Origin of the sequence: Trinickia symbiotica (assembly GCF_002934455.1) — a bacterium.
Classification (GTDB): Bacteria; Pseudomonadota; Gammaproteobacteria; order Burkholderiales; family Burkholderiaceae; genus Trinickia; species Trinickia symbiotica.
In genome coordinates, this window is record NZ_PTIR01000008.1 from 243,095 (window position 1) to 269,466 (window position 26,372).

A 26,372-nucleotide genomic window follows, 5' to 3' on the forward strand; every position below is an offset into this window, starting at 1 on the left:
GCGTCGTCTGGACAAAAGGCGTCGCATATTGCAAAGTGAATTTGAGCGCTTAAAGCAGAGGCGTTCGGCGCCGAGGAAGCGCTTGGGGGTGTGTGGCAGGCGGGGAAGTGGTGGCGGACCCGCGGCCAGGTTGGTTGTCAATAAAAATAAGGCAGTTTAGCGACGTGCATCGCATGATGCCGCGCACGGGGCAATCGTCACCGCAGTACTACTGAGGGCACGATAACTATGAGCGTTATCAGCGGAAAACATTGGGGCGAAAGTTTAGAACGAGAAGAAGCGGATTCTTCCCACCGGACCATTCATCTTGGGGTCGCTTCTGCGACCCATGCTTGTCAAAACGCTCCGCCATAAGCCGGCAGCGGCCCGTCATGCGGGCCAGGCGTCGAGCGACCAAAGACTCGGGCTTGTCCGTCCGCCGTCTCCTTGCAATCCGATTTCGAGGACGCTTCCCACGCGAAAGGCGTGCGTGCACTCGCATTGACGTTGGATGGGCATTCGGGGCGGCGCGTCGCGCGCTATGTGATACCGCGCGGCAATTGACTCCGGTTTTGGGTTAATCGACTAAGAACTTAGTACTCCTAATCGAGTTGGGCCACGTGCGCGGAGGCCTGTGCCTGCGTTCGCCTGTATCGAACGCAGAGCAATTGGCTGAGATCCGGTGTGCCAATCGTAAGTCGAGGTTCGTCGTGTTCGCTCTTTGTCGCGTTTGGTGCGTCATAGGGCGCATGCAAAACAAGGTGGAACAAACATGAACAAGTCATATAAGACGATCTGGAATGAAGCGTTGGGGGCTTGGGTTGCGGCGTCCGAGCTGGACCGGGCGAAGGGCAGGCGCGGTACGGTCGCGGTTGGCTTGCACGCCCGACGAAAAGATTCGAATCACGTTGCAGTTGGAGCTTGCGGGGCGTTGACGTTGATGGCCGCCGCGATTGCCCTCTTTGGTGCAGCTATGCCCGAAAAGGCGCACGCGCAATACAACATAGGTCCTAGCTCCACCGCAACCGCAGGCAATGCGGTTGCAGTCGGCATCTCCGCGACTGCCTCGTCGGTCAATGCCAGCGCGTTCGGCAATTTCGTGACGGCCAGTGGGACAAGTTCGGTCGCAATAGGGGCGTTCTCGTCAGCGGGCAACTTTAGCGTTGCAATCGGCAACGCCGCGAATGCTCCGGGAAGCGGAGCAGTGGCGATGGGAAGCGGGGCGAGCGCCAGCGGGGTCGCCGCCACCGCAATCGCAAACGCCTCCACTGCCTCGGGGCAGCAGGCGGCAGCATATGGTTACGCATCTCACGCCGATGGCGCTTTCTCCGTCGCGCTCGGCAATCAGGCGACCGCTAGCGATACGGGTACGGTAGCCATCGGCAATCAGGCAACGAGCTCTGTTGCGGCAGGCGTCGCAGTCGGCAGCGGCGCTTTGGTCAACGCATCGTCCGGTGTCGCGATCGGCGTCAACAGCGGCGCGAAGGGGGTGGCCGCGATCGCGATCGGCGCGGGAGGGACAGCCGGCGTTCCGGGCTCGGGAACGCAAGCTTCGGGAGCACAGTCCATCGCGCTTGGATTCAACACGACGGCCAGCGGAATTTATGCCGTGGCGCTAGGCCAGCTCTCGACTGCATCGGGCACGAGCTCTATGGCGCTCGGCGTCAATTCGACTGCATCGAATCAGTTCGCTGTCGCGCTGGGCGACCTCGCGCAAGCCGGCGGCACATCGTCGACGGCGTTGGGTGCGGGAGCGACCGCGTCGACGGACGGTACCGTCGCGGTCGGCATCAATGCAGCGGCGACCGGGCCCGACGGGATCGCGATCGGACCGAGTTCGCAGGCATCGACTAACATGACGATCGCTATTGGACCCGTTAGTACCGCGAGCGGCATCAATGCCATTGCGCTGGGACACTCTTCTACGTCCAGTGCGCAAGCCGCGGAAGCACTCGGCTTTTCAGCGGTCGCTTCGGGGACGGCGTCGACGGCGATCGGCAACAAATCGAACGCGTTGGCCGCATCGACGGTCGCCATCGGCGACACGAATACGGTAGCCGCCGCAGCAGGCACCGGCTCGATCGCAGGTGGCCACAATTCGCAAGTCACGAGCGGTACGGGCGCCGTGGCCCTTGGGGAAGCTCAGACCGCAAGCGGCAATGGCGCGGTGGCGATCGGCGATCCGGGCTCGGCCATCGGCACGGGCGCCGTCGAGTTGGGCTCGAACAACACGGCGAACGGCAACGGCGCCGTCGCGATCGGCAACAGCAACAACGCGCAAGGCCAAGGTTCGATCGCGCTCGGCAACACATCCACGGCCGCTGCCGCAGGCGGCGTCGCGCTCGGGTCCAGCGCCGTCGCGAGCAATACGAATGGCGTCGCGCTCGGTTCCGGCGCCGTGGCCACGAATAGCAACGATGTGGCGCTAGGCACCGGTTCGACGACCGCCGCACCGCACCCGACGCCGTCGGGCAGTATCGCCGGGGCGACGGTCACCTTCGCGGGCGGCAATCCCCAGAGCGTCGTAAGCGTCGGCACGAGCACCTCGCCGAGGCAGGTGACGAATGTCGCGGCCGGGCAGATCACGAGTTCGAGCTTGGACGCGATCAACGGGTCGCAGCTCTTCCAGACCAACCAGACGGTCACGAACATTTCGACGTCACTGACCGGGTTGACCACGTCGTTCAACACACTCAATAACGAAGCCGTCAAGTACGATACGACTGGCGGCGTCACGAACTTCAACAGCATTACGCTGAATCCCGGCGGTACGTCGACGCAAATCCATAATGTCGCAGCCGGCACGTCGCCCACCGATGCGGTCAACGTTTCGCAGCTGACGTCCACCGTGGCAGCCAGCGCGACGCACTACTACAGCGTCAATGACGGCGGCACCCAGCAAGGCAACTTCTCGAATGACGGCGCCACGGGCACCGATTCGATCGCGGCCGGCCCGAACGCAACGGCTTCCGGGGCAAATGGGGTAGCGGTGGGCTCGGGCGCGACGTCGAGCAGCGCGAATGCCGTCGCGCTTGGCAACAACGCCCAAGCGACGGCGACCAATTCGGTCGCCCTCGGTTCCGGCGCCGTCGCCACGAATAGCAACGATGTCGCGCTAGGCGCCGGTTCGGCGACCGCCGCACCGCACCCGACGCCGTCGGGCAGTATCGCCGGGGCGACGGTCACCTTCGCGGGCGGCAATCCCCAGAGCGTCGTAAGCGTCGGCACGAGCACCTCGCCGAGGCAGGTGACGAATGTCGCGGCCGGGCAGATCACGAGTTCGAGCTTGGACGCGATCAACGGGTCGCAGCTCTTCCAGACCAACCAGGCGGTCACGAACATTTCGACGTCGCTGACCGGGTTGACCACGTCGTTCAACACACTCAATAACGAAGCCGTCAAGTACGATACGACTGGCGGCGTCACGAACTTCAACAGCATTACGCTGAATCCCGGCGGTACGTCGACGCAAATCCATAACGTCGCAGCCGGCACATCGCCCACCGATGCGGTCAACGTTTCGCAGCTGACGTCCGCCGTAGCTGCCAGCGCGACGCACTACTACAGCGTCAATGACGGCGGCACCCAGCAAGGCAACTTCTCGAATAACGGCGCCACGGGCACCGATTCGATTGCGGCCGGCCCGAACGCAACGGCTTCCGGGGCAAATGGGGTAGCGTTGGGCTCGGGCGCGACGTCGAGCAGCACGAATGCCGTCGCGCTCGGCAGCAACGCGCAAGCGACGGCCGCCAATTCGGTCGCGCTCGGTTCGAACGCGACGACGACTGCGAACCTCGGTCAGGCCGCCTACAACCCGGGCACGGCTGTCTTGGCGGGCACGGCACCGATCGGCGAAGTCTCCGTCGGCTTCGCAGGCAATGAGCGCCGCATCACGAACGTGGCGGCAGGCGCCGCGGCGACTGACGCCGTCAACGTGAGCCAGCTGCAATCGGTCGAGTCGCAACTGACGCAGACGCAAAACAACGCACTGCAGTGGGACCCGACGGCCAACGCCGGCACCGGCGCCTATAACGCCGACCACGGTGGAACCGGGCCGAACGTCATTACCAACGTCGCGCCCGGCGCGTTGAGCTCCACGAGCACCGACGCGGTCAACGGCTCGCAGCTCTACACGACGAACCAGAACCTGTCGACCCTCTCGACCACGGTCAACAACATCCAGAACGGCGCGGGCATCAAGTACTTCCACGCGAGTTCGACCGCGGCCGATAGTCAGGCGGTCGGCACCGACAGCGTCGCGATCGGTCCGCTCGCGGTCGCGACCGGAAACGACAGCCTCGCCGCGGGCAACGGGGCTCAGGCACAAATTGCCAATGCGCTCGCGCTTGGCTCACTGTCGACCGTGTCGGTGAGCGGCGGCGTAGCGATAGGTTCGGGCTCCATTTCGGACCGCCCAATCGCGCCGGGAAACATTTTCATCACACAAGGAAGCGTTTCGATCCCCGCCAACACATCGGTCGGAACGTTGCTGGGCGCGGTTTCGTTTGGGTACGAGGGAAATGGAACAACGATTCAGCCCAGCTATCGCCAGTTGACCAACGTCGCCGACGGCACGGGCCAGCATGATGCGGTGACGATCGAGCAGCTTTCCAATGCCCTTCAATCGTTCGCGGTCACGCCGCTAAAGTACTTCCGTGCGAATTCGACTGCGGCCGACACAGTGGTATCGGGCGCCGAAGCGATTGGCATCGGGCCGACGACGGTTGTCAACGGCGCCAACGGGATTGGCATGGGCAACGGTGCGATTGTCCAGCAGAATGCGCCAGGCGGTACAGCGATCGGCGAAGCCGCGACCGCCGGACTGGCCGATGCGATTGCATTGGGCAGCAAGGCGATAGCGAACGGTGCGCAGTCGATCGCGCAAGGCGCGAACGCCAATGCCGCATTCACCGGCGGTATCGCCATCGGCTCCGGTGCATCGAGCGGCGCCGTCGACGCAGTCGCGCTGGGGCCAGGCGCTAGTGCCACCTTCGCGAGCAGCGTCGCATTGGGCGCTGGTTCGCTGACGACGATCGGGGCGCTTTCGAATTACATCGGATACGGCTTGAGCAGCCCCACTTCGTCGGTGGGTGAAGTCAACGTCGGATTCCGCCAGATCACCGGTCTGGCACCGGGCAAGGCGGCCACCGATGCGGTCAACGTTTCGCAGTTGCAGGCGGTTCAGCAACAGTTGACGACGCTGATCAACAACGGCGGAAGTTTCTCGTCAACGTCACCCAGCGGCAGCAGCAGCGGTGCGACCTCCGCGACACCGACGGGCCCGAACTCGTCCGCGGGCGGCTCCGGTGCGGTCGCCTCCGGGTCTAGCAGCACGGCGGTCGGCAACAACTCGCAGGCGTCCGGAAACGGCACGACCGCGGTGGGTATGGGCGCAACCGCCACCGGCAATAGTTCGACCGCGATCGGCGCAGGCAGTAACGACGGAGGCCGTTCGGACGTCGTAGCCGTGGGCTCGAGCACCTCGACGCGTCAAGTCATCAACGTCGCGGCCGGTACGGCGCCGAACGACGCGGTCAACGTCCAGCAGCTGAGCAATGCTCTATCGCAAGCCAACAGCTACACGGACAACCAGATCGCAGGATTGCGCAACAGCCTCGACTCGTATCGGCGCGATGCCGATGGAGGCGTCGCGACGGCGATGGCTGTCGCCGGCTTGCCGCAGCCGACGGGCCCGGGCAAGAGTATGGTCGCGATCGCGGGCAGTGTCTATCGCGGCCAATCGGGGCAGGCGCTCGGCATCTCGACGATCTCCGAGAACAACCACTGGGTCTACAAGGCGGCCGTCTCGACGAACACACGCGGTACCTATGGCGCGGTGGTCGGCGCCGGATACCAATGGTGATCGGGTTGAGATTGTCGCAGGACGTGGGAATAGCGGCGCCATGAACGATGGCGGCCGCTATTACCCCGCATACCGCAACGTCATTCATTTCGGATTCCTATCGGCTATGAACAAGAAAACTCTTTCAACGCTCATTGCGGCGCTCTCCTGCCTGCTCGGCCTTGCCGCATGCGTCGGCCCGGCGACCGACACTTCGTTCCCGAAGGCGGATCTGGCTATGACGCCTGACGGCACCTTTCCGAACCTCGAGAATCTGCGAATGGTCGACCTCGGCATGACCAAGAATCAGCTTTACGAATTGGTGGGGCCGCCGCACTTTCATGAGAGCGTTTTTCATGTGCGCGTCTGGAATTACCTGTTCCACTTCCATACCGGAGACCGGACGATCACATGTGAATATCAAATTCAGTTCGACAAGGACAGCCGAGTGAGCCAGACGCGATGGAAAGATCAGGAGTGCGAAGAATTCGCGCCTGCCAAAGCCGCGAGCGGCGCAAACGCGGCATCCCCCGAGCCCGCTCAGGCTACCCCGGTGCAGTAGCCCCGGAAAGCGGCTTCCGACGCTGAGTCGAAATGTTCGTGAAGACAGATGCCGAAGGTTGGAGATCGTGGCCGTGCGACGCGCTTGCGCTGTGCGACTATGGTGCCGACGCTCGGCGAGGATTTCACGATAGCGCGCATCGCTGTTTCCCCCGGGGTTCCCTCGTACCTCAGCGACGGAACCCTTTAGCCGGCTCGTCCGGCTTTTTTTGATGTTGCGTCGTCGTGCTGGCAAAATCCTTCGTTGACTATTCGCGGTACGAAACGGAGAAGTTTGAATGAAAGGTATCACCGGGTTATCGAGGGTCGCAGGAGCATGCCTGCTGGCCGCACTTTCCACGCTCGCTCATGGCGCAGAAGCGGGCACTTCCGCTGACGAGCTGCTCGGCGACGCGGCGTTCGTGCTGAAGCAAATCGATTCTGGACAGTACGCGGCGGTCTGGCAGGAGACGGCCTCGTTCGTTCGGGCAAAATACACGGCCGATAGCTTTGAAAGCGGATTGTCCCAATTGAGGAAACAGGTGGGCGCTGTCGATCATCGCGGCTGGGCTTCGGTCACCCGGCTGACCTATTCGCACGACAAAGCGATCCCCGACGGGTTGTACGCCAACGTCGACTACGCGACATGGCTGACCGACGGACGCGTCGTCTACGAAAAGCTCAGCTTTCAGCTAGGGAGCGACGGCCGGTGGTTTTTCACTGGGTATGAACCGCGGCCGAATCAGGGCGGCGTGCCGCAGGCGAATGTTGCGGGCAAATGAGTACGACGAGCGATTCGCCACGCGATAGCATGCGCGGGGAACAAACAAGACGACGCTTTTACGGCAGCGCGGCGGAACGGACGCAATGATCGATGGGAATATGTGGTTGGCGAGGATTCACGAGCACTTCGAGGCGGGAGAACTGATCGAGGCATCGGAGCTTATCTCCGACTGGTTGGCGCTCGCGCCCGACGACATCGACGCAGCGATCGTGCAAGCTCACTTGTTGCTCCTCTGCGGACGCTACCGGGAAGCGCAGGCCTGGCTCGATCGTGTTTTCGCCACTGCACCGGAACACGGTCCCGCTTGTGTCGAAGCCGCTCGCCTCTCGGCTCAGATCGGCGACCTGGACGGCGCGCTCGTTTGGTTCGATCGCGCCCACCGCGTAATGCCGGATGCCAAGGACTGGCTTGACGAATGGGCGGTGGCCGCGCAGCAGAGGCAGCGGCCGGATATCGGCGTCCCAGTGGCGAAGTTGTGGTGCGAAACTGAGCCGGAGAGCGCGAATGCATGGTTCACGCTCGGGCTTTTGCACCAGGAAGCCGGCGCGCATGACGCGTCGCTCGAGGCCTATCGACGAGCGACGGCGATCAACCCCGATTTCCCCATGCTGCGCAACAACCTCGCGGCGCTGCACTACAACCGCGACGAACTCGAGGCGGCATTGAGCGTCGGCAAAGAGGCCATCCGAGCGGAGCCTGGGCATCATCTCGCTTGGACGAATCTCGCCAACACGTGGCTTCGATTGCGCGAGCCGGCCAAAGCGTTGCTCGCTGCGCGACGGGCCGCCACGCTTGCGCCCAACTACGGATTGGCGCAGTTGGCGTTGAGCAATGCGGCCCGGGAATCGCAGCTTTGGGACGAAGCGTTCGAAGCCATCGTGCGCGCGGCGACCGTCTCCGGCGCCGATCCGAAAATTCAATTCTCGGTCGCGATGCTGCAGCTGATGCGCGGCGATTTCCAGAACGGCTGGATCAACTTCGAGGCCCGCTGGCACGGCTCGCCGGAGCTGAGCGGTTCGCCCGGGTTTTGTCCGGAGCGGCGCTGGCGTGGCGAGGCGCTCTCGGGCAAAACGCTGCTTGTATGGGGCGAGCAGGGCCACGGGGACGCCATCCAGTTTATTCGCTTCTTGCCGTTGCTCGTGAAGCAAGCGCGCGATGCAGGCGGCGCGGTGATCTGTTGCTGCTTTCCACCGCTCTTCGAGCTCTTCGAGCGGAGCCTGGCCGGCCATGACGTTACTCTCCTGCGCAGCGACGTGCCGCAGCTCCCCGCCTTCGATTTTCAAATGCCGCTCGCGAGCTTGCCGCTTGCGCTCGGCATTCCGTTCGAGACGCTTCCCGCGCCGGCCTCGTATCTCTCGGCGGATGCGGCGAGCGTCGTGCAGTGGCGCGATCGAATGTCGGCGCACAACAAGTTGAAAGTCGGACTCGTCTGGACCGGCAGCCGTACCCATCAGCGCAATCCGCTTCGCGCGGTCGCTCCGGAGCTTTATGCCGAAACGTTCTCGGGATTGCCTGAGATCGAGTTCTACAGCCTGCAGGTCGGAGCGGCTGAGGATGTCGCGCGGATGGCCGGCGCGGGATTCGATGTCATCGATCGAACAAGCGAGCTGCGGACGTTCGACGACACGGCGGCACTCATTTGCAATCTCGATCTCGTGATAACCGTCTGCACGTCAGTCGCGCATCTGGCTGCGGCGTTAGGCCGTCCGACATGGCTGCTGCTCGACGTCAATCCGCATTGGGTGTGGATGACGGAGCGCCGGGACAGTCCGTGGTATCCGACGGTAAGGCTTTATCGCCAGCGCCGCTATAGAGACTGGACGGCGCCCTTGAATGAAATACGTGCCGATCTCATCCGAGAGCTGGGCGATTGAGGGCTGGCATGCAGGTTGCACACATCGGGTCGAGCCTTGCACAACCTAGTCCCGTCCGTTTTAACGCATGCCATGAACTCGCGCATTTCCAAAAGCAGCGGCGCCGCGACGACGGCCGAGGAGATGCCGCCCGGCCTGCGCCATAGCGACGACAGGCAGCCCGGCTTCACACGCAAAGCCATAGACGGCGGCTTCGCCTACTTCGATCTTCGGGGAAAACGGATCACCGATCCGGAGGAAATCCGGCGCATCAATGCGTTGGCGATTCCGCCTGCCTACAAGGACGTGTGGATTTGCCCCGATGAGCGGGGGCACTTGCAGGCGACAGGCCGCGATGCGCGCGGGCGCAAGCAGTACCGCTATCACCCGCTTTGGCGCGAGGTGCGCGACGAAAACAAGTACCAGCGCATGGCGGCATTCGGCCGGGCGTTGCCGCGCATTCGCGCGCGCGTGACGCGTGACCTCAAACGACCTGGCATGCCGCGCGACAAAGTAGTGGCTGCGATCGTCAAGCTGCTCGACGCCACCCTCATTCGCGTGGGCAGCGAGGAGTACGCGCGCGAAAACGGATCGTATGGCCTGACGACGTTGCGCAAAAAGCACGTGAAAGTGGCGTCCGGGCAAGTGCGCTTCCGCTTTCGCGGCAAAAGCGGAATCGAGCATGACGTCTCGATCGAAGATGCACGCGTGAAGCGAATCGTCCGCCGCTGCGCCGAGCTGCCCGGTCACGATCTCTTCAAGTACATCGACGAAACCGGTGAGCGTCGCTCCGTCGGCTCCGCTGACGTCAACGATTATCTACGCGAGGCCAGCGGGGCCGATTTCACGGCGAAGGACTACCGCACCTGGGCCGGGAGCGTCTACGCGCTGGCATCGTTACGCCGGCTCGACTCGTCGAGCGCCACGCAAGCGCGTCATCACGTCGTCGAGATGATAAAGGAAGTCGCAACGCTTCTGCGCAATACGCCTGCAGTATGCCGCCGGTGCTATGTCCACCCGGCAGTGGTCGCTGCCTTCGAGGCGGGGGAACTGTCGACGCTCGATTGCGGATCGGCGCGGCGAGGCTTGCGCCTTCATGAGGCGGAGCTTTGCCTGCTACTGGAGCAGGCGGAAAAGCGCGCGGCAAAGTTGGCGCGTCAATCGGCACGCAAACCTGCTTCGCGAAAGGGCACGGCCGAGCCGAGCGCCGATGCGTCATTGGCTCAACTCCTCGGCAAATCGAGGGCGCTGCACAAGGTCCGCCGCAAGACGAGGCGCGCCGCTGATCGTTCGGCGCCCTCGGTCGCCGCAGATTCGCCGTCGATTCGTAGCGAGTCTGTCTGATCATACGAATGCGATCGCGGCATCCTGCTTTTCGACGACAGTAGTTCGGCAAACTTCTCGCGCCGACGCGCAGCCGGCATGGCTTACCGCGTTCTCTGTCTTGCAGACCGCCACATCACCGCAGGTTATCGCTGGTTCAAATTATTTCACTAGGCGGTTATCGGTCCCCCTTCTACCATAGCGTCAATCGGAAGCCGCTTCCGATGCCACAAGAACGAGTCGGAGACACCCATGACTTCCTCGCCCCAACCCGTTGTCGCACTCACGCTGGGCGATCCCGCCGGGATCGGTCCTGAGCTGATCGCGAAGCTGCTCGCCAGGCCGGCCGCTACGGAGCGCGCCAATATTGTCGTCGTCGGCGACCGCTGGCTATGGGAAGACGGTCAGCGCGCGGCCGGCACGGTCGTCGACACGGTCGACGTCACTTCATTCGGCGAAGTCCGAAGCCGGCCCCATACGTCCCGTCCGGCGTTTCTCGCAATCGATAGCGTGGCCGCAGCCGATGTCCACCGGAGCCGCGCCGAGGCGCCCGGCGGTCGATCGGTCCTGCGGATCCTGAACCTCTGCATGGACGCGACGCTCGAGGGCGTTATCGATGCGATTTGTTTCGCACCCCTGAACAAGCAGGCGATGAAGCTCGGCGGCATGCGCCATGAGGACGAACTGCATCACTTCGCGGATTACCTCGGCGTAACCGGTTATTTCTGCGAGTTCAACACGCTCGGCACGCTGTGGACCTCGCGCATCTCTTCGCACATCCCGCTGAAGGACGCGGCGAGCTATTTGAGCGTGGAGCGCATCGAGCAGGCCGCGGAACTCATTTATCGTTCGCTGCTCGCCAACGGCGTCGCGGCCCCGAAGATCGCCGTGGCAGCGTTCAATCCGCACGGCGGCGATGGTGGAACGTGCGGCCGCGAGGAGATCGACATCATCGAGCCGGCGGTCCGTGCGCTGCAGGCCCGTGAGTGGCCGACCGAGTCGCCATTCCACGGACCATTCCCCGCCGACACGATTTTTCTGAAGGCGCAGGCCGGCGAATATCAGGCGATCGTCACCATGTACCACGATCAAGGGCAAATCGCGATCAAACTGATGGGTTTCTCTCGCGGCGTGACGGTGCAAGGTGGCTTGCCGATCCCGATCACGACGCCGGCTCACGGTACCGCCTATGACATCGCCGGCCTCGGCAAAGCCAATGTCGAAGCGACCTGGCAGGCCTTCGAGATCGCATGCCGGATGGGCGCGTCCTACCGCGCCGCTACGCGCACGACTGCTTGATCAACGAACGGCCTTGACCGGACCGCCGCGCGCGCTCGGCGCAGCGGATGGTCATCGCTGAAATTTCATTCCGACGTTAGCCCATGACCTCTCGCACGAACCGGCGCTTTCAGGGCATCTTCCCTGTCGCCCCCACGACATTCCACCCATCCGGTGAGCTGGATCTCGAAAGCCAGAAGCGCTGTATCGACTTCATGATCGATTCCGGGGTGGACGGCATTTGCATTCTCGCGAATTTCTCCGAGCAGTTCGCACTGTCGGACGATGAGCGCGATTTGCTCACGCGTACCGTTCTCGAGCACGTGGCTGGGCGCGTTCCCGTCATCGTGACGACGACGCACTACAGCTCGACCGTGTGCGCCGCGCGTAGCCGCCGCGCGCGGGAACTGGGGGCCGCGATGCTCATGGTGATGCCGCCATATCACGGGGCGACCTTTCGCGTGCCCGAGGCGGGGATCTATGAGTTTTTCGCGGCCCTTTCGGACGCGGTCGACATTCCGATCATGATCCAGGACGCACCGGCCGCCGGCACGCCGATGTCCGCCGCGTTTCTTGCTCGCATGGCCCGGGAGATCGAGCATGTCGCGTACTTCAAGATCGAAACGGCAGGCGCGGCCACGAAGCTGCGCGAATTGATCCGTCTGGGCGGCGCGGCGGTGGAAGGGCCGTGGGACGGCGAGGAGGGCGTCACGCTGCTCCCCGATCTCGACGCGGGCGCCACTGGCTCGATGACGGGCGGTGCTTACGCGGACGGCATTCGCCCGATCATCGAAGTGCACCGCTCCGGAGATCGCGAAAAAGCCTTTGCGCTGTACGAGCGCTGGCTGCCGCTCATCAACTACGAAAACCGGCAGAGCGGCATCTTGAGCGCGAAAGTGCTGATGAAAGAGGGCGGCGTGATCGCCTGCGATGCCCCGCGGCATCCGATGCCGCCGCTGCCGCCGGAGGTGCGTGCCGGCCTACTCGATACCGCTCGCCGCCTCGACCCGCTCGTGCTGCGCTGGGGACATTAGTGCCCTGTCCAGCGTCCGCGAGTCCTCCGCCCGCTTTCAAACAGGAAGAGCCATGACATCCCGTCTCAAAGCCGTTCTCGTCGAGAAATTCAGCAACAGCTTCAGCGGCTATTACCTAGATAACGGCGAGCTGGCGTTGCGAGCGCAATTGCCTGCCTATCCGCATGAATTCGTCGTCGATTCGCGCGGCGGCTTTGCCTACGTCGGGCACTACGGCGTGCAGACTTTCGCTCACGAGGGCGAGGGCGGACATGAGGTTTTCATCGTCGATCTGGCCAGCGGCGAGCACGTCGCCTCGCTCGATTGCACGCCTCACGGGCGCATCCACGGCATTCAGATCGATCGGCGCGATCGTGTCTATGCGCTCTCCGAGCAGGACAACGTGCTGCTCGTCTTCGATGAGCCGACGCAACGCAGGACGCCTGCGCACGTCGTTCCGTCGGGGGGTGTGAAGAGCCACTTGTTCGTCGTGAGCAAAGACGGCGAGAGAGCTTATATCACGCATTTGCGGTCGCACACGGTCACACTCGTCCAACCGCACGCGCCAGATCGAGAGCCACTTGCGGCCAGTATTGGCGGACGTCCGGAGGGTTGCTGTCTGAGCCGCGACGAGACGATCCTTTACGCGGCGAGTCGGGACGATGCGACGCTCTCGATGCTCGACGCTCGGACAATGGAAGTCCTCAAAACCGTGGCGACAGGCGAAGACCCGACGCGCATCTATCTGGCGCGCGACAACCGCTTGTTCGTGACGAACTACGGCGAGCGCAGCATCGGCGTCTACGACGCGCAAACGTTGCAAGAACTGCAGCGAGTCCCGACGGTGCACAAGCCGATCGCCCTGGCTTTTCACCCCGAGGCGCCGCTTGCGTACATCCCGCTCAACGACGACAGCGTGGCCCGGCTCGATCTCGAGACCCTGACGTTGTCTCACGCATTCGCAACCGGCAAGGAGCCGGATGGGCTCGTGGTACTGGCCGGATGAGGCATCGCCGTTAAGCGGCCAGACCGAAACATATCAATACAACGCGCGAATTCCGCGCGCATGGAGACGAAAAATGACGACGTTCGAAGGTGTCGGCGCCGCGAGTGCCGCCGGCGGTATCGCCGTACCGCGCAGCCGCTGGCTCCGAGTCATACCGCCGATTCTGCTTACCTGCATCATTTCCTACATGGATCGGGTGAACATCGCATTCGGGATGCCGGGCGGCATGAGTGCCGATCTTGCGCTTGCCGCGAGTACGGTGGGGCTGGCCGGGGGCATCTTCTTCATCGGCTATCTGTTTCTGCAGATCCCGGGCGGGCGGCTGGCGGCGCTCGGGAGCGGCAAGCGCTTCATCGCGTGGTCGCTTGTTGCGTGGGCTCTGATTTCAGCGTTGACCGGCCTCGTCACAGAGGCCTGGCAGCTCTTGACGCTGCGCTTCGCGCTCGGCGTTGCTGAGGGCGGGATGCTGCCCGTCGTGCTGACGATGGTCAGCCACTGGTTTCCCGATCATGAGCGTGGACGCGCCAATGCTGCCGTCATCATGTTCGTCCCGCTCGCCGGCATGATCACGGCGCCGTTATCGGGTGCGGTTCTGGCGGCATTCAACTGGCACTACCTCTTCTTTACGACCGCGCTGTTGTCGGTGCTCGCGCTGGTGTTTTGGCTGGCATTCGCGAGCGATGGACCCGAAACGGCGCAGTGGCTGTCGGCGGCCGAGCGCGACTACATTCTGAATTCCAGGCTGGCCGAACAAGAAGCGGCGCGCGGCAAGCACGGAGTTTCGGCCTCGTTCGCCGCGGTGCTCGGCGATCCGGCCATCTGGCGTCTCATCGCGCTCAACTTCTTCTATCAAATGGGTATCTACGGCTATACGCTCTGGCTGCCCACGATCCTGAAGAACCTGACGCATGGCGGCATGGGGCAGGTCGGCGCGCTCGCGATCCTTCCGTATCTGGGCACGATGGCCGGCATGTGGACGACTTCGCATCTGTCGGATCGGTTGGGCAAGCGCCGGGCCTTCGTGATCGGGCCGCTGCTGGGATTCGCACTCTGCCTTTTCTTGTCGGTGCGCTTTCAGGCCAGTATCGGCTTGTCCTATGCCTTCCTGGTCGGCTGCGGCTTTTTCCTGCAGGCGGCCGCGGGCGTGTTCTGGACGATTCCGCCGAAGCTCTGCAACGCCGAGCAGGCGGGCGGCGCGCGTGGCCTCATCAACGCCCTCGGGAATCTCGGGGGCTTTTGTGGTCCGTATGCCGTCGGCGTGCTCATCCAGCACTACAGCGCCAACATGGGGGTCTACTGCCTTGCCGTTGCGCTCGTCGTAGCGGCGGCGATCGCGACCACGCTGCCTGCGCGCTGCGAGCATTGAACATTCATGATGCCGTGACAAGCAACCTATCCGATTCTGAAACGGAGCGCATCGACATCGTCGATGCGCATCACCATCTCTGGGATCTGTCGCGCGGCCATTACCCCTGGCTGCAGGAACACTACGATCCCGATGCGTTCTTTCTAGGCGAGTATCAGTCGATTCGCCGCGATTTCCTTCCCGAAGACTATCGTGTTGCCGCGCGCGGTTGCCGCGTGGTAGCGACCGTCCATGTGGAGGCCGAGCGTGCGCGCGACCAACAGGGCGCCGAGACTGCTTGGCTACACGCGATGCATGAAAAATACGGCTTTCCGAATGCCATCGTGGCGCATGTCTGGTTCGATCGCCCCGATACCGAGGAGCGCTTGCACGAGCATCTCCAATACCCGCTCGTACGCGGAATACGCAGCAAGCCGGTGACGGCGTCTTCGCCGAAGGACATCGAAAGCGTACGCGGGCGACCCGGATCGATGCAGGACGAGGCCTGGTTGTGCGGCTTTTCGTTGCTGGGCCGCCATGGCCTCAGCTGGGACCTCCGTGTTCCGGCATGGCATCTGCCGGAAGCGGCCGAGGTCGCACGCCTTTTTCCCGAGGTGCCCATCGTCCTCAATCATCATGGATTCGCCTGGGATCGCAGCGAAGAAGGGCTCGCGCGCTGGCGTGGCTGGATGGAAACGCTGGCACGTGAGCCGAACGTTCACATCAAGCTATCGGAATTCGGACTGCGCGACCAAGCCTGGGACTGGCAGGCGAATGCGCGAATCGTGCGCGATACGCTTGCGATCTTCGGTTGGGAGCGCTGCATGTTCGCCAGCAACTTCCCGGTTGCTGGCTTGCGTATCGGCTACCGGGAGCTCGTCGAGGGCATGCTGCGCATGCTTGCCGATTTGACGCCGTCGCAGCGCAGCGCGGTGATGGCCACTAACGCACTGCGCTTCTACAGGATCGATCTCGCGCCCCTCGCGGCCCCGATTGTCGGCATCGGCGACGCCTGAATCCCAGGGGCGAAAGACGGGGCAACGCCCCCGACCGCGGCCGGCTCTGCGGAGCGTCGGCGCCAGCAACTTGCCTGACTGGCCGGGAGAAGATTCTGAGTGGCGGTCTTTCAGCAGCAAGGCAATTTTCGGTGATCACTCTTCCATCAGAACGAGGTCCGCAGTCCCGCCGTCACCGCCCACGGATCGAAGCCAGGCGTGATCTTCGCGGCGGTACTGTTGAGCAGCGCGAAGCCTTGCGTCGAATGGTTGTTGTTCAGAATCGTTGTCGCGAAGCCGTACAGTTGCGTGCGTTTCGATAGGTAGTACACGTAACCCACGTCGCATGCGATTGCGCGCGCATCGCCGTTCTCGATACGCCGCGACACGCCGACGTTGATGTCGCCAAACCCGACGCGCACGCGCGCGTTGAGCAGTGCGGCGGACGCAAACCAACCGGTGCCGTCGGCACGCTTCGAATACACGTAATTCCCGCCCACCACCACGCGGCCGAAATCGTATGAGGCGGCTAGCACATGCGTGAGCTGCTCCGATGCGTCGGATGCCGCGGCGCTCGCGTAATACTGATAGCGGTTGAAACCGTAGCCGACCAGCACGCCGTTCTTCGCATACTGGACGTTTGCGCCGACGTTGCGGCCGTTCAAAGTCTGCCCCGCTGGGTCCTGCGCGCCGAACGAATAACCGATCTCGCTCGACCAGCCGCCGAGCGTTTCCGGCGTCCGGTAGCGCACCGCGTTCCGGTAGAACCCTCCCGTGCCGCTCGAGCCAAGCGTCGTCGTGTGTTCGAGCGACATGATCGCGGCCGGATTCGCGAGCCCGTATGTGCCGACGTCGGATGCGAGAAACACCCAGTAGATCGGCAGGTACAGATAGCCGGCGTCGACGCTGCCGAACGGCCCCGACAGCCCAACCGATGCGCCGCGATTGAACTCAATCGCACCGCCGCCCACCCCCGTATAGATATTGAAGCCCGTTTCGAGCCGAAAGTTCGCGCGATAGCCGCCGCCGAGATCTTCCTTGCCGAGCAGCCCGAAGCGCGATGCCTGCAGGTTGCCGCTTGCCGCCGATGCCGTCGCGCCATTCGTGCTGTTGAAGCGGCCGTATTGCACGGCTGCATCGACGATGCCGTACATCACCAGCGTCGACTGCGCATGTGCGGTGTGGCCGGCCCAGGCGAGCGCGACGGCACCCGCCGTACGCAGCCCGGTTTTCAGACGGGGCGTGCAGCGAATGCGCCAACGCAATGCAGAGGCGCGGCGAACGGGGCGGATGGCGGCAGGACGGGAAGCGAGTCGGTTCATGACGGCGGCGCTGCGAGGCGAACGGAGTATGGAGTCAGCGGGTGAAGGAAACCGGGTGCGCAATGTCGGCGACCTGGATCGCGCGCGGAATGACGTTTGCTCGCCGGAACGTGTCGGCAACGCGTTGCTGCGCGCCGAGTACGGTCGAATTGACCGGCAAAAGGCCGAACGTGGAACGGGCGAGATAGCGCTCGACGATGGGTTGCGGCACGCGGATCTCGCGAGCAATCAACTGCGCGGCGTCGCCGCGATGACTGGTTGTCCATGCGTCGCCGCGCGCGACCTGCGATAACACGTCCGACAGCACCTCGGGGTGAGCCTTCGCGAAGTCCGGCGCACCGAGAAAGAAGCTGTACGGCTGAACGATGCCCGACGCATAGTCGGCGATCGTGCGCACGTCGAGCGTCTGCTGGACGACCGCGAGATACGGATCCCAAATGCCCCATGCGTCGACCTTGCCGCCTTCGAAGGCCGCACGTGCATCGGCCGGCGACAGGAACGCGGGCTTGATGTCCGCATAGGTCAGTCCAGCTTTTTCTAGCGCCGCGACGATCAGGTAGTTCGAACTCGACCCGCGAGCGAATGCGACCGTCCGCCCTTTCAGGTCGGCGACCGATTTCAGCGGCGAGCCGTCGAGCACAATGATGGCCTCATTGTGCGGGCCGGCCGGTTCGGCCGCCAGGTAGACGATCCGGCTGCCCGCCGCTTGCGCGAAGATGGGCGGCGGCGACCCCGTATAGCCAAGATCGATCGAGCCCGCATTCATTGCCTCGAGCAGCGGCGGCCCAGCCGGAAATTCGGTCCAGGCGATGTCGAAGCCGCGTGCGGCGAGCGGCTTGTCGAGCGAGCGCTGCGCCTTCAGCAGCGTAAGCGGCGTGCCCTTCTGGTAGCCGATGCGCAGCGTGCGGCTGGTGTCGGCATGCGCTGCACCGGAAAACGGCGCGGCGAATGCGGCCACGGCGGCGGCCTGTGCACCGCGGAGAAACGAACGGCGGGAGAACGTCATATTTGCAGCTTCCTTGTCAGATCGAATCAGTTGAGCGAACGCGAGCGCTACGCACGCACCGGCCGCTGCAGCCCAAGATGTTCGCGCAACGTGCGGCCGGTATAGGCGGTGCGGAACAGCCCGCGCCGCTGCAATTCGGGCACGACGAGCGAACAGAAAGCGTCGAGACCGGCCGGCAGTTCGGCCGGCATCACGTTGAAGCCGTCGGCCGCGTCGCTCTCGAACCACGTCTGCATCAGGTCCGCCACGGTTGTCGCGCTGCCGACCACCGTTACGTGCCCGCGCCCAGCCGCGATGCGCAGCACCAGTTCGCGAATCGTCAGGCGTTCGTCGCCGGCCAGCGCGGTGAGGAGTGCCTGACGGCTGCGCTGGCCGCTGTCCGTAAGTGGCAACTCGGGCAATGGGCCGTCGAGCGGATAGCCGGACAGGTCGAAGTTTCCGAGCATTCGCGCAAGCATCGCCACGCCCGCGACAGGATCGACGAGCGCCTGCAGTGCGTCGAAGCGCTCGCGCGCCTCGTCGTCGGTGCGCGCGACGACGACCGACAGGCCCGGCATGATCTTCAGGTCGCCGGGCGCACGGCCCGCAGCGACCGCTCGCGCCTTCATGTCGCGATAGAAAGCCTGAGCGGAGTCCAGTCGCGCGTGCGCGGTGAACACGACGTCGGCCGTTTGCGCGGCGAGGTCGCGCCCCGCGTCCGACGCGCCCGCCTGTACGACGACCGGCCATCCCTGCACCGGGCGCGGCACGTTGAGCGGCCCCGCGACCGAGAAATGCGGGCCGTCGTGATTGAGCACGCGCAGCGTCGCCGCGTCGTAGTACGCGCCGCTCGCTTTGTCGCGCACGAAGCTGTCGTCAGCCCAGCTATCCCACAGGCCCGTCACGACCCGATGGAACTCCCGCGCGCGGGCATAGCGTTCGGCATGGCCGACGTGTTCGGTGCGGCCGAAGTTACGTGCTTCCGCCGCGTTGTCGGACGTCACGAGATTCCAGCCGGCCCGCCCGCCGCTGATGTGGTCGAGCGACGCGAACTTGCGCGCTAGGTGATACGGCTCGTTGTAGGTCGTCGTGGCCGTCGCGATCAGGCCGATGCGTGCCGTGACCGCCGCGAGCGCGGGCAGCAGCGTCAGTGGATCGAGCCGATCCGAACGGGCCGCGCGCGTCGCGCTGTCGTCGACGTTGGCAGCGACGCTGTCCGCGACGAAGATCGCGTCGAAGCACGCGCGCTCGGCCATGCTCGCCAGTGCCGCATACGCACGGAAATCCGTGCCGGCATCGGCCTGCACGTCCGGATGCCGCCACGCGGCCACATGGTGTCCGGTCTCCATCAGAAAGGCCCCGAGGTGCATGAGGCGGGCAGCTGTCGTCATCCGATATCCTGTCGCGAAAGCGGCGCTGTTCCACCAGGCCGCGCATCGATTCGCTGCTGGCGGCCTGGCATGGTTAGCGCTAACATGGCGAGCAGTCTCTCGTGGCGAATCTATCGCGTCAAATGACGAAATCTGCGGAACTTATGTCCGATTCCACTAAAAGCGAGGCGCGGCCACGCCGTACCTCGGGCCGCCTGACATTGCGCGACGTGGCCGAGCACGTCGGCGTGTCGCAGATCAGCGTGTCGCGCTATTTCCAGGATCCGACGCGGCTGTCAGAGCCGTTGCGAGAGCGGATCGCCCGGGCGGTCGCCGAACTCGGCTACGTGCCGAATCTCGTCGCCGGCGGGCTCGCCTCGGCGCGCAGCCGCGTCATTGGCATGGTCATTCCCAACATCTCGGGGCCGATCTTCGCGAACACGATCCAGAGCTTCAGCGACGCAGTTACCGCGCACGGTTACCAGCTGCTGCTCGCGTCGAGCTATTTCTCGACAGATCTCGAGGAGCATGCAGTGCGCGGACTGCTTGGCTGGTCGCCTGCTGCACTTGTACTGACTTCGCATTTCCATTCGCCTGGTACGGAGGCGTTGATCGCGCAATCGCAGGTCCCGGTGATCGAGACATGGGACTTCCAGCCGCAGCGCAAGCCACTGCAGATCGGCTTTTCGCACCAGGAAGCCGGACGCATCGCGGCACGTCATTTGATCGAGCGCGGCTACCAACACATCGCGTTCGTGCAGAACAGCGTTGCGGGCGATACGAGCGCGCTGGAGCGAGGCGATGGCTACGCGGCGACAATGCGCGAGCACGGCCGGAAACCGATCGTATTTTCGCCAAAGGAGGTCTCGCCGACGCACGCCGGGCGCGAAGCGCTGCTCGCGCTCCTGTCGGCACGCATCCCGGTCGATGCGATTGTTTTCGCGAACGACAATCTCGCCTTCGGCGCATTGCTTGCGGCACCGCGTGTCGGTATCCGTGTGCCGCAGCAATGCGCGATCGTGGGCTTCGGCGACTATCCATTGGCGGATATGGTAATGCCGAGCCTGACTACTGTGCGGCCGCCAGCACGGGAAATGGGCGAACTAGCCGCTGCACGGATTTTTGCGCTGCAGGGTGACGATCCGCCGTCGATCGCAACGCTACGTCGCCGGCAGAGACCGCTGTCCTGCGAGATCGTCGTACGTGAAAGCAGCTAGACCGTACTTCCCCATTCAGCGACCTCGCGGCGCGAGCCCCTCGAGTGGCGTCGCGACCGCGTCGGTGACCAAGGGCCGCTCAGGGTGGATGCGCAACGCAGCGACAATTCCGATCAGCAGCATCGCGACCGAACCCGCGAACGGCAAGGTCCAGCTTCCGGTCCGGTCCACGAGGAAGCCGAATAGGATCGGCGAGAGGATGCCTGCGACGGCTGAGCCCGCGTTCATCATGCCGCTCGCGATGCCGGCATGCGTGCGCGTGATGTCGCTCGGTACTGCCCAGATCGGCCCGATCGTCAATTCCAGAAACAGGAACGACCCGGATAAGCACAGCGCCACGCTGAATGTGGAATGGACGAACGCGAGCGGCACGAGAAACAGCAGCGCGCCGATGAAGCTCAGCACGATGACGCCCTGCCGGGCGAGGGCGAGGCGCCCCGTCCTGCGGTAGATCTGATCGCTCAACCAGCCGCCCAGCGTGTCTCCGACGACGCCGGCGAAAAAGACGCCGGATGCGAACAGCGCCGACGACTTGAGGTCGAGGCCTTTGCCGTGCAAAAAGAAGGTCGGCAGCCAGGTGAAGAAAAGCCAAGCCGTCCAGCCATAGCAGAAGTAGACGAAGATGGTCGGCGCCATGCGCTTGACGAGCGGACCCCAAGGCGTCGGACCGGACGGCGAGGCATCGTCGACGAGAGTCGTCGTCGAGGCGTCTTGCGGATGCTCGCGAAACGAGAGGCACCACCAGACGAGCCACACGGTCGTCACGGCGCCGAGTACATAGAAGGCCGCGCGCCACGAGAGCCATGCCATCAGCGCGGCGACAATCGGCGGCGTGATGGCATTGCCGAGTCGGGAAAACGAATGCGTGAACCCCTGCACGATGCCGCGCTGTTCGCGCGAAAACCAGCGCGTCACCGCGCGGGCCTGGGCAGGCAGCGTCGCTCCCTCGCCGATACCGAGCAGCAGGCGCACCGCGAAGAGCAGGCCCAGGGTGTGGACGAGGCCCGTAGCGAATGTCGAGATCACCCAGATCAGGCCGCAGCCGATCAACGTCTTGCGCGCACCGAACCGGTCGGCGATCCATCCGCCCGCGACCTGGCAGATGGCGTACGAGTAGGCGAACGCCGAGAATGCAACGCCGAGCCCGGTATTGCTCAAGCCGAGCTCAGCCTTGATGGCGCCCGCGGCAGTCGCGAGATTGACGCGGTCCACGTAGAGGATGAACGAAAGCGCACAGAGTAGCAGCAGTGTGTGGCGCCGTTGTCGGCGATCGGTAGGCATGTCTCGCTCCATTGTTTTGCGGCGTCCCGGTGACGTCGCTCTTTTTGTCCACATGAGTGTCTCGGGGCTCGGCTTAGCTCGATCGGGACGAAAAGCCGGAAATCGAGGAGCCGCATCCCAGGCGCTAGCGTCGCGCGATGACGGAGCCGGTGTCTATTGAATCTTTTGGATAGGGCGATAACCTGCGTTATTCACGTGACGCTTCAAGCCAGCCCTTCGGCCGCCGCCGCTCGCAACGTGTCGAACAGTAACGACATCGATGCCGACAGCGCCCGCCCGCGTCGCGTGACGATGCCGTAGGGACCGAGCTCGCGCGGCAGCCGCACGGGCAGTACCTTCAGGACGTCGAGTCGCGCGTAATACGCGGCGACCGAAGAGGGCAGCACGGCGATGAGGTCGCTCCCGGGCAACAGCGATGTGGTCATCAGGACGGCCGCTGTCTCTATCGCGCTCGGCGGCGGCGCGAGACCCGCGTCGGCGAACGAGAGATCGACGAGCGTGCGCATCGGGCTCGGCCGCGGCTGCAAGATCCACGGAAACACCGCCAACTCCTCGAGCGACAGTTTGCGGCGCTTCAAAAGCGGATGATCGTGGCCCACCACGATGGCAAGCCCTTCGTCGCTGAGATGCTCGAACTCGAGCAGGCTGTTGTCCCACCCCTCCGGCACGCGGCCGAGAACGACGTCGACCTGATCGCGCTCGAGCATCGGCACGAGCACGTCGCTCGTGTCGACCTGAACGCTGACATCGAGCAGCGGATGATCGCGCTTGAGGCGGCGGATCACTTCGGCGAGCAGGACCGGCGTCGGAGCCATCACCGCACCGACCCTGACCTTCCCGACCTTGCCTGATTCGAGCGCGGCCAATTCGTCGCGAAGTCCCGCCATGTCGGAGAAGACGAGCTTGGCGTAGCGCGTGGCGGCCGCGCCGAAGCGCGTCGGACGCAAGCCGCGCACGTGGCGTTCGAACAAGGTCACGCCGAGCAGCGTCTCCATGTCGCGCAGCATCTTCGTGACGGCCGGCTGGGTCAGCGCCAACACGTCCGCAGCCTGGCGCAGCGAGCCGCGTTCTTCGACCGCGATCAGCAGCCGGAGGTGCTGCATTCGGAGGCGCCCTTGCAAGGTGCTGAATGGAGGAATCATGACGGTTCGAGCGGGGGACGCGCCAAAATGTAGGTATGAGAAAGAGTTATCGATAGATAGAAAAACGTCAATAGATTTGATCGCCTAGCTCACCCTATATTTCAACCGGCAATCACGAATCCACTCTGACGATTCCGAGGAGACATCCGATCATGAAGATCACCAAAGTGCGCGCACGCGTTTTCGAATGGAAGGGTAAGACGGTGCCGCCGCAGGCGCACTTTTGCTCCAATGCGATGGATCAGCTCTACGATCGCGGCGATTCGATGGGCACGTTCCGCTTTCACGGCTGGACCGTCGTGGAAGTGGAGACCGATACGGGGCTCGTCGGCCTCGGTAACGTCGCGCTCGCGCCGCGCATCGCGAAGGCGATCGTCGATCAATACCTCGCTCCGCTCGTCATCGGCCAAGACCCATTCGACTACGAATACCTTTGGCAGCGCATGTATCGGTCGACGTTGGCGTGGGGCCGCAAGGGCATTGGCATGGCGGCCATCTCGGGCGTCGACATCGCGCTATGGGACTTGATGGGCAAAGCGACCGGCAAACCCGTGTTCAAGCTGCTCGGCGGGCGGACCAAGGAAAAGATTCCTTGCTATGCGTCGAAGCTCTACCGCACCGATCTCGGCGAAATGCAAAAGGAAGCCGCGAGCTATCTGGAGCAGGGCTTCAAGGCGTTCAAGATGCGCTTCGGCTACGGCCCGCGCGACGGCGTTGCCGGCGTGCGGGAAAATTTGAAGTCAGTCGAGGCGATTCGCGAGGTCGTGGGCTACGAGAATGACCTGATGCTCGAATGCTATATGGGCTGGAACCTCGAATACGCGAAGCGGATTCTGCCGAAGCTCGAAAAGTTCGAGCCACGCTGGCTCGAAGAGCCCGTCATCGCCGACGATATCGACGGCTACGCCGAACTCAACCAGCTCACGTCGATCCCGATTTCGGGCGGCGAGCACGAATTTACGCTGCACGGCTTCAAGCAGTTGCTCGACAAGAAAGCCGTCAGCGTCGTTCAATACGACACGAACCGTGTCGGCGGAATCACGGCGGCACACAAGATCAATGCGTTGTGCGAAGCGTACAGCGTGCCTGTCATTCCGCATGCGGGCCAGATGCACAACTATCACCTGACGATGTCGACGCTCGCATCCCCGATGTCGGAATACTTCCCGGTCCATGATGTGGAGGTCGGCAACGAGCTGTTCTACTACATCTTCAAGGGCGATCCGCAACCGCAAAACGGCTTCCTCGATCTCGACGACAACGTCCCGGGATTGGGGCTTTCCATCGACGAGCGCTACCTCGATCAGTTTCAGATCATCGAGTAGGGGCGTTTCGGGAATAGGGCGGGCGCACCACGGCGCCCTATCCGTTGATCGTCACAAGCTCGGCAAACTTTTGAATGTCGACGTTGCCTCCGCTGACGAGCACGCCTACCCGCTTGCCCTTGAGCGCGGCTCCCATGCGGCGGGCCGCGGCCAACCCCAGGCATCCGGTAGGCTCGACGACGAGCTTCATGCGTGAGGCGAAAAAGCGCATGCATTCGACGAGCTCGGCATCGCTTGCCGTCAGCACATCGTCGACATCGCGCCGGATGATCGGAAATGTATGTTCGCCCAGGTGCTGAGTCTGCGCTCCGTCGGCAATGGTCTTGGGTGTATCGATGTGGACGATCTTCCCGGACCGGAACGACTGTTGCCCATCGTTGCCTGTTTCTGGCTCGATGCCGTAGAGCGTGCAATCGGGTGAAAGCGCGCGTGTCGAAAGCGCCGATCCGGACAGCAGGCCACCGCCGCCCAGCGGCACGAAGAACGCATCGAGCGGCCCGACTTCTTCGAACAATTCCTTCGCAGCCGTGCCCTGACCCGCGATGACGTCCGGATGGTCGTAAGGCGGAATCAGCGTGAGGCCGTGCTTGTCCGCCAGCTCGCGACCGATCTGCTCTCTGTCGTCCTTGTAACGATCGTAGATTACGACATTGCCGCCGTAGCCTTTTGTCGCCGCGACTTTGACGGCGGGTGCATCGTGCGGCATGACGATCGTCGCGGGCATGCCGAGCAGTCGGGCCGAGAGGGCTACGGCCTGCGCGTGATTGCCCGAGGAAAACGAGACAACGCCGCGGCGACGCTGACCTTCGTCGAATTTCGACAGCGCGTTGAATGCGCCGCGGAACTTGAACGCCCCCATGCGTTGCAGGTTTTCGCACTTGAAGAATAGTTGCGCGCCGAGTTCCTCGTTGATCGTTCGCGACGTCAAGACGGGGGTACGGTGAGCAAAACCTTCGATTCGCTTCGCGGCGGCGACGACGTCGTCGAAGGCAGGCAGGGAAAGCGTGGTCATGGCAAGGATTTGTCCTGATCGGAAAGCGGAATGGCGCGCGGACTAGTCGCGCATCATTCTAGACCTTCGTCACACTCCTTACGCTTTGTCACCAGTTCGAGGTCAACACGTGTCTTCGGACACGCGTTAAACCGGCAGCGCTGAACTTTTTCAGCCGCCCAAAGAAAAGGAGTCACTCATGAAGACGATTTTCGCTGCTCTCGCTTCCGCATTGCTCGTGTCGACCGCTTTCGCGCAGACCGCCGCACCGACACCGTCGAGCGCGGCAGCCGCCGCTACGCAAGCCGGTCAGACAGACACGAAGGCCAGCACCGAAGTGCAAGCGGGTACCACGAAGACCGATGCGTCGACCAATGAAGGCGGCACCGTGCCGAAGAAGGCGATTCACGGCGTGCACAGCAAGAAGAAATCGGCCGAGCATGGCGCGAAGACTCAAGGGCACAAGCTGCAAAAGAAAAAGGAGCAAAGCGCTGAGAACGGCGCCGACAAGGCGAAGTCCGACGCCGGCACGGAAACCGGCACGGCGCCCGTGAAGGCCGACGTCAAGACGGATGCTGCTGTAAAAGCGCAATAACATCGTTGGCCTTCCGCACGAACCAGCCCCTTGGCTACAAGAGCTGGCGTGCCCCGTTCAGGGCGAGTCCGGGGACTCGCCCTTTTTCGCCGTGCGCCCGGCAGGGCGCATTCACTTGGAGGTGAAAGTCCTCTACACGCCCGGCAAGGGGAAGTGTTAGCCGGAGGCAAGGGTGTCGCGGGCGAC

General features: G+C 63.6%; 19 protein-coding genes. 13 read left to right on the forward strand and 6 right to left on the reverse strand.

Annotated elements, in window-relative coordinates; all coding sequences use genetic code 11:
• Nucleotides 1–751 precede the first annotated feature (751 nt).
• The 10 genes from B0G57_RS14265 to B0G57_RS14310 all read left to right on the forward strand — a co-directional run bounded on the left by B0G57_RS14265 (nucleotide 752) and on the right by B0G57_RS14310 (nucleotide 15,979).
• Nucleotides 752–5,842 (forward strand): YadA-like family protein, encoded by a 5,091-nt coding sequence (locus B0G57_RS14265; protein ID WP_102607145.1) that lies wholly within the window; start codon nucleotides 752–754, stop codon nucleotides 5,840–5,842.
• The gene (locus B0G57_RS31745) at nucleotides 5,808–6,383 is read left to right on the forward strand and encodes an outer membrane protein assembly factor BamE (protein WP_223258673.1); all 576 of its coding nucleotides are present in this window, start codon (nucleotides 5,808–5,810) and stop codon (nucleotides 6,381–6,383) included. The genes B0G57_RS14265 and B0G57_RS31745 overlap by 35 nt, the downstream gene beginning before the upstream one ends.
• Nucleotides 6,384–6,660: 277 nt before the next feature.
• Entirely contained in the window at nucleotides 6,661–7,143 is a 483-nt protein-coding gene (locus B0G57_RS14275) for a DUF4019 domain-containing protein (RefSeq protein WP_018442871.1), read from the forward strand.
• Between the two features lie 85 nt (nucleotides 7,144–7,228).
• Nucleotides 7,229–9,019 carry a tetratricopeptide repeat protein gene (locus tag B0G57_RS14280; protein WP_102607144.1) on the forward strand — a complete coding sequence of 597 codons (1,791 nt, stop codon included), beginning with the start codon at nucleotides 7,229–7,231 and terminating at the stop codon, nucleotides 9,017–9,019.
• Nucleotides 9,020–9,091: 72 nt separating this feature from the next.
• A complete protein-coding gene (locus B0G57_RS14285; protein WP_018442873.1) occupies nucleotides 9,092–10,342 on the forward strand; it encodes a DNA topoisomerase IB in 1,251 nt (416 codons plus the stop codon).
• A gap of 231 nt (nucleotides 10,343–10,573) precedes the next feature.
• Entirely contained in the window at nucleotides 10,574–11,620 is a 1,047-nt protein-coding gene (locus B0G57_RS14290) for a 4-hydroxythreonine-4-phosphate dehydrogenase PdxA (RefSeq protein ID WP_018442874.1), read from the forward strand.
• Between the two features lie 83 nt (nucleotides 11,621–11,703).
• Nucleotides 11,704–12,633 (forward strand): dihydrodipicolinate synthase family protein, encoded by a 930-nt coding sequence (locus tag B0G57_RS14295; RefSeq protein WP_018442875.1) that lies wholly within the window; start codon nucleotides 11,704–11,706, stop codon nucleotides 12,631–12,633.
• A 52-nt stretch (nucleotides 12,634–12,685) separates the two neighbouring features.
• Complete coding sequence (locus tag B0G57_RS14300; RefSeq protein WP_018442876.1) at nucleotides 12,686–13,618, forward strand: YncE family protein; 933 nt, start codon at nucleotides 12,686–12,688, stop codon at nucleotides 13,616–13,618.
• A 73-nt stretch (nucleotides 13,619–13,691) separates the two neighbouring features.
• Nucleotides 13,692–14,984, forward strand: a complete 1,293-nt coding sequence (locus B0G57_RS14305) for an MFS transporter (protein WP_026230081.1) — start codon at nucleotides 13,692–13,694, stop codon at nucleotides 14,982–14,984.
• A 14-nt stretch (nucleotides 14,985–14,998) separates the two neighbouring features.
• Nucleotides 14,999–15,979, forward strand: coding sequence for an amidohydrolase family protein (locus B0G57_RS14310; protein WP_102607151.1), 981 nt, complete (start codon nucleotides 14,999–15,001; stop codon nucleotides 15,977–15,979).
• A 146-nt stretch (nucleotides 15,980–16,125) separates the two neighbouring features.
• Here the strand turns inward: B0G57_RS14310 and B0G57_RS14315 are convergent, their stop codons facing one another.
• From B0G57_RS14315 to B0G57_RS14325, 3 genes are read right to left on the reverse strand one after another with little or no spacing between them, the layout of a single operon-like run.
• On the reverse strand, nucleotides 16,126–17,280 hold the full coding sequence (locus tag B0G57_RS14315; RefSeq protein WP_083925769.1) for a porin: 1,155 nt from the start codon (nucleotides 17,278–17,280) through the stop codon (nucleotides 16,126–16,128).
• 34 nt (nucleotides 17,281–17,314) lie between these two features.
• On the reverse strand, nucleotides 17,315–18,286 hold the full coding sequence (locus tag B0G57_RS14320; protein ID WP_018442880.1) for a sulfonate ABC transporter substrate-binding protein: 972 nt from the start codon (nucleotides 18,284–18,286) through the stop codon (nucleotides 17,315–17,317).
• Between the two features lie 47 nt (nucleotides 18,287–18,333).
• Nucleotides 18,334–19,656 (reverse strand): LLM class flavin-dependent oxidoreductase, encoded by a 1,323-nt coding sequence (locus B0G57_RS14325; RefSeq protein ID WP_018442881.1) that lies wholly within the window; start codon nucleotides 19,654–19,656, stop codon nucleotides 18,334–18,336.
• A 143-nt stretch (nucleotides 19,657–19,799) separates the two neighbouring features.
• Between B0G57_RS14325 and B0G57_RS14330 the strand changes: the two genes are divergently transcribed.
• A complete protein-coding gene (locus tag B0G57_RS14330; RefSeq protein ID WP_018442882.1) occupies nucleotides 19,800–20,852 on the forward strand; it encodes a LacI family DNA-binding transcriptional regulator in 1,053 nt (350 codons plus the stop codon).
• Between the two features lie 15 nt (nucleotides 20,853–20,867).
• Here the strand turns inward: B0G57_RS14330 and B0G57_RS14335 are convergent, their stop codons facing one another.
• Both B0G57_RS14335 and B0G57_RS14340 read right to left on the reverse strand, forming a co-directional pair.
• Nucleotides 20,868–22,133, reverse strand: a complete 1,266-nt coding sequence (locus tag B0G57_RS14335; protein WP_020566453.1) for an MFS transporter — start codon at nucleotides 22,131–22,133, stop codon at nucleotides 20,868–20,870.
• Between the two features lie 203 nt (nucleotides 22,134–22,336).
• Nucleotides 22,337–23,275: a LysR family transcriptional regulator gene (locus tag B0G57_RS14340; RefSeq protein ID WP_020566454.1), complete on the reverse strand. Its 939-nt coding sequence runs from the start codon at nucleotides 23,273–23,275 to the stop codon at nucleotides 22,337–22,339.
• A gap of 152 nt (nucleotides 23,276–23,427) precedes the next feature.
• On the opposite strand from B0G57_RS14340, the gene B0G57_RS14345 reads away from it, so the two are divergent.
• Nucleotides 23,428–24,600, forward strand: a complete 1,173-nt coding sequence (locus B0G57_RS14345) for an L-rhamnonate dehydratase (protein WP_018442885.1) — start codon at nucleotides 23,428–23,430, stop codon at nucleotides 24,598–24,600.
• Between the two features lie 37 nt (nucleotides 24,601–24,637).
• Here the strand turns inward: B0G57_RS14345 and B0G57_RS14350 are convergent, their stop codons facing one another.
• Nucleotides 24,638–25,612: a threo-3-hydroxy-L-aspartate ammonia-lyase gene (locus B0G57_RS14350; protein WP_018442886.1), complete on the reverse strand. Its 975-nt coding sequence runs from the start codon at nucleotides 25,610–25,612 to the stop codon at nucleotides 24,638–24,640.
• Between the two features lie 178 nt (nucleotides 25,613–25,790).
• Between B0G57_RS14350 and B0G57_RS14355 the strand changes: the two genes are divergently transcribed.
• Entirely contained in the window at nucleotides 25,791–26,186 is a 396-nt protein-coding gene (locus tag B0G57_RS14355; RefSeq protein WP_018442887.1) for a hypothetical protein, read from the forward strand.
• Nucleotides 26,187–26,372: the final 186 nt, after the last annotated feature.

Coding starts and splice junctions, on each gene's coding strand:
- B0G57_RS14265 (WP_102607145.1), top strand. CDS start 752: ATGAACAAGTCATATAAGACGATCTGGAATGAAGCGTTGGGGGCTTGG.
- B0G57_RS31745 (WP_223258673.1), top strand. CDS start 5,808: ATGGCGCGGTGGTCGGCGCCGGATACCAATGGTGATCGGGTTGAGATT.
- B0G57_RS14275 (WP_018442871.1), top strand. CDS start 6,661: ATGAAAGGTATCACCGGGTTATCGAGGGTCGCAGGAGCATGCCTGCTG.
- B0G57_RS14280 (WP_102607144.1), top strand. CDS start 7,229: ATGATCGATGGGAATATGTGGTTGGCGAGGATTCACGAGCACTTCGAG.
- B0G57_RS14285 (WP_018442873.1), top strand. CDS start 9,092: ATGAACTCGCGCATTTCCAAAAGCAGCGGCGCCGCGACGACGGCCGAG.
- B0G57_RS14290 (WP_018442874.1), top strand. CDS start 10,574: ATGACTTCCTCGCCCCAACCCGTTGTCGCACTCACGCTGGGCGATCCC.
- B0G57_RS14295 (WP_018442875.1), top strand. CDS start 11,704: ATGACCTCTCGCACGAACCGGCGCTTTCAGGGCATCTTCCCTGTCGCC.
- B0G57_RS14300 (WP_018442876.1), top strand. CDS start 12,686: ATGACATCCCGTCTCAAAGCCGTTCTCGTCGAGAAATTCAGCAACAGC.
- B0G57_RS14305 (WP_026230081.1), top strand. CDS start 13,692: ATGACGACGTTCGAAGGTGTCGGCGCCGCGAGTGCCGCCGGCGGTATC.
- B0G57_RS14315 (WP_083925769.1), bottom strand. CDS start 17,280: ATGAACCGACTCGCTTCCCGTCCTGCCGCCATCCGCCCCGTTCGCCGC.
- B0G57_RS14320 (WP_018442880.1), bottom strand. CDS start 18,286: ATGACGTTCTCCCGCCGTTCGTTTCTCCGCGGTGCACAGGCCGCCGCC.
- B0G57_RS14325 (WP_018442881.1), bottom strand. CDS start 19,656: ATGACGACAGCTGCCCGCCTCATGCACCTCGGGGCCTTTCTGATGGAG.
- B0G57_RS14330 (WP_018442882.1), top strand. CDS start 19,800: ATGTCCGATTCCACTAAAAGCGAGGCGCGGCCACGCCGTACCTCGGGC.
- B0G57_RS14335 (WP_020566453.1), bottom strand. CDS start 22,133: ATGCCTACCGATCGCCGACAACGGCGCCACACACTGCTGCTACTCTGT.
- B0G57_RS14340 (WP_020566454.1), bottom strand. CDS start 23,275: ATGATTCCTCCATTCAGCACCTTGCAAGGGCGCCTCCGAATGCAGCAC.
- B0G57_RS14345 (WP_018442885.1), top strand. CDS start 23,428: ATGAAGATCACCAAAGTGCGCGCACGCGTTTTCGAATGGAAGGGTAAG.
- B0G57_RS14350 (WP_018442886.1), bottom strand. CDS start 25,612: ATGACCACGCTTTCCCTGCCTGCCTTCGACGACGTCGTCGCCGCCGCG.
- B0G57_RS14355 (WP_018442887.1), top strand. CDS start 25,791: ATGAAGACGATTTTCGCTGCTCTCGCTTCCGCATTGCTCGTGTCGACC.